Raw genomic sequence first — 12,271 nt, 5'->3', positions numbered from 1 at the left:
CCGAACCCCGATCTGAGGTACATCATGCCTTCCCATTGCCTCGTGTCGGAATGCCGGGAAGAAGGTCCCAGCMGCGCTCGGCCGCATGGGCGAGGAGAACCGGGTCCTGTCCGACCACGCCGGCGTGGCCCACGGCCGCGAGCATCGGCAGGTCCGAGGAGTGATCGCCGTAGGCGACGCAGAGYCGCCCGTCGACGCCGAACTCGGCGAGCAACGCCCGGGCCGCGGTGGCCTTGCCCTCACCRATGACGGTGCGGACCACCCGGCCGGTGTACCGGCCGGCACGGACTTCGGGGACCGTACCGAGCACCTGATCCGCCCCGAGGTGTTCCGCGATCGGGTCCAGGCAGGCCGAGAACGATCCCGACACCAGGACGATGATCGTCCCGGCGGCCTGGAGTCGGCGCAGCACCCGCACCAGCTCGCCGTGGAAGAGCGAGCCCCCCACCATCTCCTGTTGGAACCACCGCCGGCCGCTTGCGGCCACCTCGGTCTCCCGCTGGCCAGCGAAGACCTCGTAATAGAGCCGGTTGGTCTCCCCGCGTGGCACCCCGTCGGCCGCGAGCCGGTGCAACCGGTCYGCGATCTGCCGGTACCGGTCCGGCGCGCCGAGGTGGAACTCCAGAAAACTGAGCATCCCCTTGACGGTGATGAGTGTTTCGTCGACGTCGAAGAACGCGATCCGGGCGGGATCGATGCCCATGGCGACTCAGTACCTGGTGCCGACGGCCGCCGGCACCGCGTCGAGATCCGCCAGGTCTTCGCCGCTCAGGACCAGGTCCGTCGCCGCCACGTTCTCCCGCAGGTAGCGAGGGTTCTTTGTGCCGGGAATGGGGACGACCTGACTGCCGTGGGCCAGCGTCCAGGCGATGGCCACCTGCGCCGGCGTCGCGGAGTGACGCTCCGCCACCTCGCGGACGACATCAACGATGCGCTGGTTCGTCACGATCGCGGGTCCGCGGAACCGCGGGTTGGTCGCCCGGAAATCGGAGTCCTCGAAACGGTCGACGTGCAGGGTACCGGTGAGGAAGCCGCGGCCCAGCGGGGCGAACGGCACGAAGCTCACCTCGTTGTCGGCGCACCATCGGACGACGTCGCTCGCCTTGTCCGGCCCGAGCGGGTCCCGCGTCCACAGGGACAGCTCCGACTGGATCGCGGTGACCGGGTGGATCGCGTGCGCCTCGACGGCCTGCGCCACGCTGACCTCGGAAAGGCCGAGGAAACGCACTTTGCCCTCGGCGACCAGCTCGGCCATCGCCCCCCAGGTGTCCGCGAGCGGGACGGCCGAGTCGACGCGGTGCAGGTAATACAGGTCGATGACTTCGGTGCCAAGCCGGCGCAGGCTCGCCTCGATCGCCGTGCGCAGATAGGCGGGCGACCCGTCGAGATGTGACCTCCGGGCAGCCAGGTCCTCGATCACGATGCCGAACTTCGTGGCGACGACCACGTCCTCGCGCCGACCGACGGCGGCCCGGCCGAGCAGCTCCTCGTTGTGGCCGGCACCATAGATGTCCGCGGTATCGAGCAGGGTCACGCCGAGGTCGACGGCTTCCCGGATCACCTCGACCGAACGGTTGTCGTCGAGTTCGGACTCCTTGTAGAGCCAGCTCATCCCCATGCAGCCCAGGCCGATCCCGCCGACCTCGACCCCGGTTGCGCCGAGTTTCCGTACCTGCATCCCACGTTCTCCTTTCGGACTCAGGCGGCGAGGAGCACCAGCGCCGCGTTGTGACCGCCGAATCCCAGCGAGGTGCTCAGCGCCACATCGAGGGACGCGGTCGTCGCCGTGCCGGCGACGACCGTCAGGTCGACCGCGGGATCCAGGTCGGTGAGATTCGCCGTCGGCGGGACGGCGCCGTGGCGCAGCGCCAACGCGGTGAGACCGGCCTCGATGGAGCCGGCTGCGGCCAGGGCGTGGCCAGTCACCCCCTTGGTCGACGTCACCAGGGGACGCTCGCCGAGGGTCCGGCGCAGCGCCCTGGCCTCGGTGACGTCGTTGAGCGGCGTCGACGTGCCGTGCGCGTTGACATGGTCGACGTCGTCGCCGGCGATCCCCGCGTCTCGCAGAGCCGCCCGCACCGCCCGCTCGATGCCCGCCCCGGCCGGATCAGGCGCAGTCGCGTGGTACGCGTCCGACGAGGCTCCAAATCCGCTGACCAGGGCGTGGACGTCGGCCCCGCGGGCGCGGGCGTCGGCGGGCCGCTCAAGAACGAGGATCCCAGCGCCCTCACCGGCGACGAACCCGTCCCGGGCCACGTCGAACGGGCGCGACGCGGCGGCCGGGTCGTCACGCCGGGCCGACAGCGCGCCCATCCGCTGCAGGCCGGTGATCGCACCCGCGGACAGGGCCGACTCGGCACCGCCGGCTATCACGACGTCGCAGGTGTCGGACCGCAGCAGGTCCCGGGCGAGACCTACGGCGGTGGAGCCGGACGCACAGGCCGTCGCCGTGACCAGACTTGGGCCGAGCGCCTGGCAGTCGATCGCCACGCAGCCCGCGACCATGTTCGCCATCCCCATAGGGATCATCAACGGCGAGACGTCCTCCGGCGCGCCTTCGACGAGAGAGCGGTGCTGCCGTTCCCAGGTGTCGGTGCCGCCAAGCGAGTTGCCGATCACCACGCCGACGCGCGCGCCGTCCCACGTCCCCGGGTCCAGCCGGRCATCGGCGATCGCCTGGCGAGCGGCCACGATCGCAAGCTGGACGAACCGGTCGAGCCGCCAGGCCATGGCTCGGCCCAGCAGCTTCGTCCCGTCGAAGTCYGGCACCCGGCAGGAGAAGTCGACCGGGAGACCGGCCAGGGCCGGGTCCCGCGCCGCCGTGGACACCCCGGAACACACCCGCTCCCAGGTGGCGTCCGTCCCGATGCCGGCGGCGCTGACCAGGCCCAGACCGGTGATCGCGGCGTCGAACCGGGCCGGCGAGGAACCGGTCACACCCGGCTCCCCTTCGCCTCGACCAGCCTGGCGGTCTCGGCCAGGGTGGTGCCGGTCTGCAGGGCGTCGTCGTCGAGCGACACCCCGAGCTCCTTCCTGATGATCAGGAGGAACTCGATCAGACCGAGAGAGTCGAGCATCAGCTGCTCGTAGGTGCTGTCGGGCGTGACGCCCTCGGCGACGACACCGAGCCGGGACACGAGCAGGTCGGTGAGCGTTCCTTCCAGCGCGTTCATGATGTTCTCCGATCAGCGGKCCGCAGCCGGTACGGGCAGCGCGGCGGGAAGGGGCGGACGAGTCGGGAGCGGGAGCCCGGGCAGCGGCTCGACGGACAGGGACGGGAGCGTCAGCCCCGCGGCTCCCCAGGTGAGGCCGCCACCGAATCCGCAGAGCATGACCTGGTCATCCGGTTGCAGGTGACCGGAGACGACGCCGTCGACCAGGGCGAGTGGGATGGACGCCGCAACCGTGTTCGCGACCCGGTCGAGGTTCACCACCAGCCGTTCCACGGGAATCCCGAGCTCGAGTGCGACGGCGTGCAGGATGCGGACGTTCGCCTGATGCGCGATGACACGGTCGATCTCGCCGACCGACCAGCCGACGCGCTCGGCCACCTTCCCCGCGGACTCGCTCATCCGGATCACGGCGTTGCGGAAGACGGAGCGCCCCTGCATGTCGAAGAAGTAGTCGTCCTCCGGCGCGAGCAGCCCCATCGAGCGCTGCTCGGAGCCACCGGCCGGCACCGTGATGAGGTCGGCCTGGGAACCGTCGCTCCCGAGGTCGAATCCGAGGATCGCACCCCGCTCACCGGCCTCGCCGRCCCGCAGGACGACGGCGCCGGCACCGTCACCGAAGATCGCCCTGGTGGTGCGGTCCCGCGGGTTGAGGATGGTGGAGAACGAGTCGGCCCCGATGACCAACGCGGTGTCGACCGATCCGCTTGCGATCATCGTCGCGGACGTGGCCAGCGCGTAGACGAAACCACTGCACACCGCCGCGATGTCGAAGGCCGGTGCCTCCCCGAGCCCGAGCCTGCTGGCGACTTCGGGAGCCGTCGCCGGACAGGGGTGATCCGGCGTGCTGGTCGCCAGCACCACCAGGTCCACCCTCGACCGGTCGGCGGACCTCAGCGCGCGCCGCCCCGCCTCGATCGCGATACCCGACGTTGCCATGCCCGCGTCGACGACGAACCGCTGGCGGATTCCGGTTCGCGTCCTGATCCATTCATCGGTCGTGTCCAGTTCCTCGGCGAGCTGGTCGTTGGTCACCAGCCGGGGCGGCACCCAACCGCCCAGCCCGGACAGCACCGCGGCGCGGGCCGTCAAGGTAGGATCCCGCGTGTCGTACCGGCACCTTCTCGCGTCGAAAGTCGGCCGAAATCCTGTTCGACACCGGTCCGTGTGGTCATTACCGTCATTGCCGATTTCCCCTTCCAGCGGAGAGGATGTAGTCGTCGCGCATGGCCTCGCGGCGCCGGATGCGGCACGCCCGACCAGGCACTGTGGACAGCGACGACGTTAGCCGCGCGATCTTTCATCCCACTGACGGACTCCTTGCGGCCATCAATGCGGGGTATTATGCAGAATTTCGCCTCGACTCCCGCAGCGGAGTGCTACGGTCAGCCCGCGTGTAAAGAAGCAATTCTCGCGGATGGTTCAGGACCACGTCGGGGTGTCAAAACTCGGGCACCCGCGTTGACCGGGGGTTTTAGGCGGCTCGTTCATATTCGTTGATCAAGCCGCCGAGGACGGGCCGGCGCTTGATCCGTTCCTGGGTCAGGTCCGCGACGGGGTGATCGGGCTGTGGTGGTTGAAGGTCGCGGCCACGATGGGGTCGTCGTCTGTTGTAGTTCCGTGCGTACTCGGCCAGGGCAACGCGAAGGTGCCGCTCACCGAAGATCAGCATCCGGTCGGTGACCTCGGTCCGGACCGTGCGGATGAACCGTTCCGCGTAGGCGTTCGCCCGCAGGGTTCGGGGTGGGATCTTGACGGTGGTGATGCCGGCGTCGGTGAACGTGGTGCCTTCATACTGTTCATCTCGCTGTGATCGTTTGGGTTGTGGAGTTGACTTTCACGGTGCGGGCGGCGCGGTGGAGGCAGGCGGTTTCCACCTGGTCGTTCCAGGGGATGKCGACCCGGCCAGCGTTGAGGCGGTAGGCGGTCAGGTAGCCGCGGCGGATCCAGTAGTAGACCTGCGCGGTGGGGATACCGAGCCTGGTGGCGGCCTGCTGGACGCTGATGTCTCCGTGTGCGGTGGCGGCGTGCGGGAGGGGCCGGCTGCCCGGGCCGGTCGGGYCGGATCCGGGATGTGCGATCCGCGTGCGGCAGGCGGCCTCGGCCTGCGGGTTCCACGGGAGGCTCAGGCACCCGCTCGGGGTGCGCCGCGCGGTCAGCTGGCCGATACGGATGCGGTAGTAGACGACGTCGTCGGGCACGCCGAGCCGGGTGGCGGCCTCGTGGACGGTGACGTCGCCGGGCAGGACCTCACGGGGGCCGGGGGTGCGGGGGATGAGGTGGCCGGAGGCGTCGATCTGGCGGCGACAGGCGGCCTCGACCTGGGCGTYCCAGGGGATGCACCAGCGTCCGGAGAGATCCTTGCGGCCGGCCAGCCGGTCGTGGGTGAGCCAGTAGTAGACGGCGTTGGCGGTGATCCCGAGGGTCGCCGCGACCTGGTCGACGGAGATCTCCCCGTCCCGGAACGGACACCGGCCGGGGATGTGGAAGGCGTGGCGGACCCAGGCGACGGCCGCTTCGTCGTAGGGACGGCCGGTTGCGGTGGTCAGCCCGGCGTCGGCGAGTGCGGTGACGATCTCGGCGTCGGAATGGTCCGGGCCGAGCCGGGCGATCAGCTGGCGGGCCGGGGCCGGGGTCCTGCGCACCTGTGGCGAGGTGGCCGGTCTGCGCAGGGCGAGTTCGTCGGTGGCGCCGGTGTGCCAGCGCACCCCAAGCCGGGCGCGGGCCCGGTCGGTCTCGGGCAGCAGGGTGACGTCCGAGATGAGGGTGCGCAGCAGCCGCTTGCGGTCCCGGTCCCGGGTGTGCGGGTTGTGCCAGAGTCCGGGCAGGTCCGCGGCCAGTGCGCGCAGGCCGTCCCGGTCCGGCAGCGCCGGCCTGCGCTCCCGGACAGCGGCCAGGGCGGCCTCGGCTTCGGCCAAGGCGGACAGTCTGGCTTCCCAGCGGGTCTCCAGGGTGCGGGCGACCAGCCGGTTCTCCGGCTCCACCGCGCCCAACGCCCGCTCGGCGCGGTCGGCGTCGTAGCGGGCGCGTTCCACGGCCAGCTCGGCCGCGCGGTGGGCGCGGGTGTGCCGGGAGGTGACCTCGTCCGCGGCGGCCAGGGCTTGTTCGATCTGCCCCGGCGACACCGTGGCCAGTAGCAGGCCGGCCACCGCGTCGTCGACGACGTCGGCGCGGATCGACCGGCAGGTGGGCGTGGCCTCGTGGTCGGCGCGCGACGACGAGCAGCCGTAGGCCGCCCGCCCCTGTGGGTAGTAGCGGGTGGTCATCGGCCGCCCGCACGACCCGCAGAACATGATCCCCTGGCACAGGGCCAGGCCCTCCCGCGCCGGGCGGGCCCCCTGGTGGGTGCAGTTGGCCGAAAGCCTCGCCTCGATGGCCACATACTCCTCCCAGCTGATGTAGCTCTCGTGGTGGCCGTGGCGCACCACGGGCCACTGCTCGCGCGGGCGCAGCCGCACCCCGGTGTGCACGGTGCCGTCCGGGCGCACCGTCCGGCAGGTGGCGTACCGGCCGTAGACGTAGGTGCCCGCATAGCACGGGTTGGACAGCACCCCCAGCGCCCGGGAGTGCGTCAGCCGGCCCCATCGCAACTGCCCGGCCCAGATCCCCCCATAGGCCCGCAGCGGGAACCGCCGCCGAACGAACGCGGCCACCACCTGGAACGCCGAGCCGCCCGCGGCGAACGCGGCGAAGACGTCCCGGATGGCCCCCTGCACCTCCTGATCCGGGTCGATCACGCAGACACCCTCGTCGTCGTAGACGTAGCCGACCGGCAGCGGGAAACGCAGCTCGCCGCGTTCGGCCGCGGCCCGTTTCGCGCCCTGCAGCCGGCCCGTCAGCAGGTGCAGCTCACACTCGGACATACTGCCCTTCAGCCCGAGCAGGAGGCGGTCGTTGATGTCCGCGAGATCGTAGACACCGTCGGCGTCCACCAGCAGCGCATCCGTCAGACGGGCCAACTCCAGCAGGCGGGCGAAGTCCGCCGACGAGCGGGCCAGCCGGGACACCTCCAACCCGAAGATCGCCCCGACCTCGCCCAGACACACCTGGGCCACCAGGTCGCGGAAGCCCTCGCGGTCGGCACCGAACGTCCCCGACACCCCCAGGTCCGCGTCGATCACCCGCACGTTCTCGCGGTCCCAGCCCAGCTCCACGGCCGTGTCCACCAGGCCGTACTGCCGCACCGTGGAGGCGGTGTTGTCCCGCACCTGCACCAGCGTCGACTGCCGCAGGTAGACCACCGCCACCCGGGACCGATGCGACGCGGTGATCTTCGACAGCCCGTTCACAGCGACCCTCCAGCACCGCCTCGACCATGTTCGCCAGCACCATCACCTGCTCGCGCCACACCCCCAGCCCCGCCATGGCCCCTCGATCCCGGCCCCGCCGGGGCCTCGCACGCCACCTCCCCGCTGTCCTCCCCCTGCCCCGCCCCGACGCGCTCACCCCGGCGCAGCAGGGCATCGGCCAGCGCCCGTGCAGCACCCAGYTGCTCCACCGACAGCCGTAGGGTCATCGGGGCCTCCCCACGATCCGTCCACGCCTGCGGCAACGTCACCGTCCGGCTCACATCACGCACGCAGACAAACACCAGCCCACCACCCCGGCGCTTGACATACAAAATCTCCAGACGCCGGCCAGCAAACGCGTGAAACGGATGGGTCACCGTTAGAAAACCCAAAGACGGCCTGGGCAATTCAGCACTATGCCCTGACCGTCGGAACTCCCAGCATCCGCTGACCGCCCCCAGGCTTCGGGATCATCACCTGGCGGACCGGCGCAGGTCGGTAACTCCCCGCGTCCAACGCCTCCCGCACCACCGGCCAGTGAACAACCAGCCACGGCCGCAACTCGGCCGTGGTCATCCCGTCCACCCCCGGCGCGCCACGATTGGCCTCGACACGCCGCAACGCCACCGACAGGTTCTCCCGTGACCACAGGCCACCTGCCGGCCCGGAAACGGACTCGCCAATGCGCGCCGACCCGTAGCTACGCCCACCGTGGTCTCCGACGGATGCACCGTCTCCTCCCACAACGGCCCCTGGATCGGGGGGCGGCGATCCCCGCGACTGGCGCGAGCAACACTCCCTCGTCCGCTCATCCCAACGTTCGGCCCTTCCCAGCCACCCACAAGATCCCGGCTGGTACTACGGCCACTGCTGACTTCTGCCACAGTCCAYGCAGGCCCCATGTGTGCTACGCGCGGACGCACGGATCACGGTGCGGGCAGACCTCCCCGGATAAGAACAGCCGCTGTCCCCCTACGCCCGCGTTTACGCCCCGGCCTTCTTGGCGGTGACGGGCTTCACCATCGCGTGYTGGCTCACCCGACCGAAACGCCTCCTACGCGGTTCGTGTCCCTCGGTGCAKGGGTCTCGCCTCGGGCTTCCTCCCGCCCCCACCTCACGATGACGCCGTTGCCTCCAGCTCAGGGTTGGCACCGCCGCATCCCCCAGAGGACTTCCACCTCCAAACGACTGCCCATGCCGGGCGCACCACGACGACAGCCCTGGGCGGACGAGAGATCGTCCACCCGGGGCTGGTCGCTGCCGAGGAAGAGCACCGGGTCAGTGGCGCGCATCCTCCCCCCGCGGCTGTTTCGGGACGGCCGGCGCGAGCTGATGCCCGCGCCCAGGGAGGAACGCCGCGGGGATCAGCGCTATCAGGGCGAACCCGGCCGCCCACCAGAACGTGTGACTGAACGCGGTGATCAGGCCGGTCTGGCCTCYCCCGCCGTGCGTGGCGATCTGTCGGGCGAGGATGAGCGAGACGATCGACGCGCCGAACGAGCCGCCGACCTGGAGCACGATTCGGGTGGCCCCGCTCGCGTGCGGGACCTGCGCGCGGTCCAGCCCCTGGAAGGCCGAGGTCATCACCGCGATGCTCACCGTGCTGATACCGCAGCCGAAGACCAGCAGGAAGGCGGCCATGAACAGCACCTGGGTGTGGCTGCCGACCTGAGTGAAGCCGATGATCGGCAGCGCGATCAGGACGATGCCGACCAGCACAAGAGGTCTCGAGCCCGTGCGGTCGGCCAGTTTGCCCACCGTGCTCCGGGCGAGCATCGCCCCCACCCCCTGAGCCACTAGGAGCAGGCCCGCCGACAGCGCGGAGTAGCCGCGGGCCTGCTGGAGGAAGAGGGGAACCAGCAGCGTTCCACCGAACAGCGACAGGCCCGACAGGAACAGCAGGGCGCAGGCGGCGCTGAAGGCACGCACCTGGAAGAGCCGGACGTCGATGATCGGGTTGGCGACGCGCCCGCGCAGCACGTGCACGACGAACGCGACGAGCAACGCCAGCCCGAGAACGAGCGGGATGATCACCGGAAGGCCGAACTCGCGGCGGCTGCTGAACTGGGAYAGGGCCAGCAGGATGCCCGCGATGCCGGGCGAGAGCAGGGCCAGGCCCACCGCGTCCAGAGGGTCACCGGGCCGCGCGCTGGTGGGTTCGAGACCCCGCCAGGCGAGCAACATACCGACCAGGCAGACGGGAATGTTGATCAGGAAGATCCACCGCCAGGTGGTGTTGCCGACGATCAGACCGCCGAGCACCGGCCCAAGTATGGGCGCGATCACGGCGGGCATGCTCACCGCGGACATCAGCCGCCCGGTGYGGCGCCCGCCAGCCGCCTGCAGAAGCAGCGTCTGCAGCACCGGCAGCACCATGCCGCTCGCGGTGCCCTGGACCACCCGGAAGGCGATCAGGCTGCCGATGTTCCACGCCACCCCGGCCAGCGCCGAGCCGACCAGGAACAGGACGAGCGACATCATCCAGGTCTGCCTGCCGCCGAAGCGGGCGACGGCCCATCCCGCCAGCGGGATCGACATCCCCATGGCGAGCAGGTAGCTCGTGCTGACCCACTGGACGGCGGAGACCGTGGTGTGCAGGTCGTGCACGATGGTGTTCAGCGCGACGTTGACGATCGTGGTGTCCAGCAGCGGCGCCATCGCACCGATGATCAGCACGGCGATCAGCCTGCGCAGCGCCGGATCCAGCCGGTCGGATTCGTCCGCTACCGCTGCGGGCGTACTCACGGTACTCACGGCGACGTCACTCCTCGGTCTGCTCGAGCCCGGTCGGTCGCCGGCGCGGCCCGGCGGGGCTGGCCCCGCCGGGCCGCGCCGTCCTGCTGCTCCCGCGCGCAGCGGCTAGCCGAGCGCCTCGAGCGAGGCGCCGAACTGCTTGAGCACACCCGCGACCTGGGCGCCACGCAGCACGTTCGTGTAATCCGTGTAGTGGACGATCTTGCCGTGACGAACGCGGATGATGCCGATGGACGACGGCAGGTGGAACGACTCGTTGGTCGCGAGCACCCGGCCGTCGACGAGAAACTGCGCGGTCGCCTCCTCACCGTCGGCGCCCAGGTGGATGACCACGGAGACCTTGTCGAACGCGAGCAGGCTGCGCGTCGGGTTGTCCGCGTTCAGGTGCTCGCTGACCGCGGCGAAGCCCTCCCACCGCGACTGCTGCCCGGCGAGCACGAACGGCGTCTCGTAGACCGCGTCCTCGGCGAACTGGGCAATGAAGATGTCCTTGCGGCCGGTCTCCATCGCGTTCGCGAGCCGCTCGATCACCTCATGAGTGGTGGCAGCCGCGTACTCCGTCGTCTCGGGYACGAAACTCCTCCTTGGGAAGAAAATCAGCAGGTAGGCTGTAGGAAGAACCGGAGAGATCTATCCGTTTTGGGGAACATACAGCGAGGTTTCTCCGGATGTCAAGGCGACCGACGAGGTGGTGGACGAGCATGCGAACGACACCGTCAGCGGCCGCCCGCGCGGCCGGTGGAGGAGCTCCGCCGGCCCGTCGGGCCGACGCGCTACGCAACCGGACGCTGCTGCTGCGGGTCGCGGACGAGCTGCTGGCCAGCGCGGGGACGTCGGTGTCGTTCGACCAGATCGCGAAGCGGGCCGGTGTCGGCGTCGGAACCGTCTACCGGCATTTCCCCACCCGCGAGGACCTGTTCGGCACCGTCATCGTCGCCGGGATGCGCCGCCTGACCCTGCAGGCCAGAGCACTCGCCACGGCGGAGGACCCACGGGCCGCCTTCTTCCGCTTCTTCTACCAAATGGTGGAACAGACGGTGATCAACAAGGCGCTCTGCGAGGCGTTCGACTCCACCTCCGACCCACGCTTCGCGCCCGATCAGCGGTCCGCCGCGGCGTTCGACGCCGCGTTGGATGTCCTGAGCAGCCGGGCCAAGGCCGTCGGCGCCCTGCGCACCGACATGACCGTCGCCGAGATCCGGCTCCTGGCGGTGGGGGCCGCCGTCACCGCGCGGGAACGCCAGACGACGGACTTCTCCTGGCGCATCGTGACGCTCATCGCCGGTGCGCTGCGGCCGGACGAGACCCTGGAGCCGCTGCCGCCCCCCGCCGTAACGAAACAGCCAGACCCTCCGGCCGACCGTAACGAAACGGAGAGCCGGGACTCCGCGCGTTGCGCGCTGTGCGGTCGGCCGATCTCCGCCCGGGCCACCGGCCGTCCCGCGCGCTACTGCGGGGCCGCCTGCCGACAGCAGGCCCACCGGCACCGAGCCAGTGCCCGGCGCGCCATCGCCACGGCACCCGTCAGCGTCGCGGCCGCCGCCGACGCCCCGGTCCGAAGCCGTCACGCCACCGGCCCGCAGGAAAAGACTTCCTGACGGGGGCGGCTGGCTGCGCGTTCCGAGCCCGGTGACTTTGGCGCTGCTTTGCGTCGCCGCCGAAGAATGAGGCGGCATCGCACGACATCAGCGGGTCCTGCCGGTTCGTCGTCCACGCCGCCGTGCCATGGGCCCGACCAGCCCCAGCCACGGGCGGACGCGCCGCCCCACTGGGCCGCCCGCGCTCCCGGTGATGTCGGCTGACCGAGTCTGCGAGGTCCCATGACACACACCGAAACACCGACATCCTCTGCCGAGGCGCCGCCCTTCCCACAGGCGCGGACCTGCCCATACGCGCCTCCGGAAGGCGTGCTACGCCTCGCCGAGCAGGGCCCGCTCAACCGGGTCCGCCTCTACGACGGTCGAGAGGTCTGGCTGGTCTCGGGTTACTCCCAGGCCCGCACGCTGCTCTCAGTGGGCGTTCTGCACGCTTTCGTCGGGCCTCAGCTTGAGTTGATCT

At 70.6% G+C, this 12,271-nt stretch carries 9 protein-coding genes and 3 pseudogenes; 2 read left to right on the top strand and 10 right to left on the bottom strand.

The genetic code is table 11. The features are described from left to right. Window positions 1-22: 22 nt before the first annotated feature. The 10 genes and pseudogenes from Manayef4_RS17585 to Manayef4_RS17545 all read right to left on the bottom strand — a co-directional run bounded on the left by Manayef4_RS17585 (window position 23) and on the right by Manayef4_RS17545 (window position 10,744). Entirely contained in the window at window positions 23-703 is a 681-nt protein-coding gene (locus Manayef4_RS17585; RefSeq protein WP_070132329.1) for an HAD family hydrolase, read from the bottom strand. Between the two features lie 6 nt (window positions 704-709). After that, the gene (locus Manayef4_RS17580) at window positions 710-1,678 is read right to left on the bottom strand and encodes an aldo/keto reductase (protein ID WP_011436513.1); all 969 of its coding nucleotides are present in this window, start codon (window positions 1,676-1,678) and stop codon (window positions 710-712) included. A 20-nt stretch (window positions 1,679-1,698) separates the two neighbouring features. Beyond that, window positions 1,699-2,937 (bottom strand): beta-ketoacyl-[acyl-carrier-protein] synthase family protein, encoded by a 1,239-nt coding sequence (locus Manayef4_RS17575; protein WP_175443415.1) that lies wholly within the window; start codon window positions 2,935-2,937, stop codon window positions 1,699-1,701. Then, complete coding sequence (locus Manayef4_RS17570) at window positions 2,934-3,173, bottom strand: acyl carrier protein (RefSeq protein ID WP_011436511.1); 240 nt, start codon at window positions 3,171-3,173, stop codon at window positions 2,934-2,936. Before Manayef4_RS17570 ends, Manayef4_RS17575 begins: the two co-directional genes overlap by 4 nt. Before the next feature lie 12 nt (window positions 3,174-3,185). Continuing rightward, a complete protein-coding gene (locus Manayef4_RS17565; protein WP_070132327.1) occupies window positions 3,186-4,262 on the bottom strand; it encodes a beta-ketoacyl-ACP synthase III in 1,077 nt (358 codons plus the stop codon). A gap of 382 nt (window positions 4,263-4,644) precedes the next feature. Continuing rightward, window positions 4,645-4,944 (bottom strand): annotated as a pseudogene (locus tag Manayef4_RS23325) (integrase core domain-containing protein); the annotation flags it as partial. Between the two features lie 25 nt (window positions 4,945-4,969). Next, the gene (locus tag Manayef4_RS17555; protein ID WP_070132325.1) at window positions 4,970-7,459 is read right to left on the bottom strand and encodes a recombinase family protein; all 2,490 of its coding nucleotides are present in this window, start codon (window positions 7,457-7,459) and stop codon (window positions 4,970-4,972) included. Between the two features lie 423 nt (window positions 7,460-7,882). Next, a pseudogene (locus Manayef4_RS25435) lies at window positions 7,883-8,143 on the bottom strand (hypothetical protein); the annotation flags it as partial. Window positions 8,144-8,737: 594 nt separating this feature from the next. After that, entirely contained in the window at window positions 8,738-10,213 is a 1,476-nt protein-coding gene (locus tag Manayef4_RS17550; RefSeq protein ID WP_070132323.1) for an MDR family MFS transporter, read from the bottom strand. Window positions 10,214-10,318: 105 nt separating this feature from the next. After that, window positions 10,319-10,744 (bottom strand): nuclear transport factor 2 family protein, encoded by a 426-nt coding sequence (locus Manayef4_RS17545; RefSeq protein ID WP_070132321.1) that lies wholly within the window; start codon window positions 10,742-10,744, stop codon window positions 10,319-10,321. A 170-nt stretch (window positions 10,745-10,914) separates the two neighbouring features. Here Manayef4_RS17545 and Manayef4_RS17540 point away from each other — a divergent pair, with 170 nt between their 5' ends. Together Manayef4_RS17540 and Manayef4_RS24415 are read left to right on the top strand one after the other, a co-directional pair. Next, window positions 10,915-11,811 carry a TetR/AcrR family transcriptional regulator gene (locus tag Manayef4_RS17540; RefSeq protein ID WP_023841846.1) on the top strand — a complete coding sequence of 299 codons (897 nt, stop codon included), beginning with the start codon at window positions 10,915-10,917 and terminating at the stop codon, window positions 11,809-11,811. A gap of 222 nt (window positions 11,812-12,033) precedes the next feature. Beyond that, window positions 12,034-12,271: pseudogene (locus Manayef4_RS24415) on the top strand (hypothetical protein); the annotation flags it as partial.

The sequence above is a fragment of the Frankia sp. CgMI4 genome, from assembly GCF_001756285.1.
Classification (GTDB): Bacteria; Actinomycetota; Actinomycetes; order Frankiales; family Frankiaceae; genus Frankia; species Frankia casuarinae.
This window is presented reverse-complemented; position numbering and strand designations above follow the sequence as displayed.

Bases quoted from the DNA above. Each gene is read 5' to 3' on its own strand.
- Manayef4_RS17580 (WP_011436513.1), bottom strand. From the start codon at position 1,678: ATGCAGGTACGGAAACTCGGCGCAACCGGGGTCGAGGTCGGCGGGATC.
- Manayef4_RS17570 (WP_011436511.1), bottom strand. From the start codon at position 3,173: ATGAACGCGCTGGAAGGAACGCTCACCGACCTGCTCGTGTCCCGGCTC.
- Manayef4_RS17540 (WP_023841846.1), top strand. From the start codon at position 10,915: ATGCGAACGACACCGTCAGCGGCCGCCCGCGCGGCCGGTGGAGGAGCT.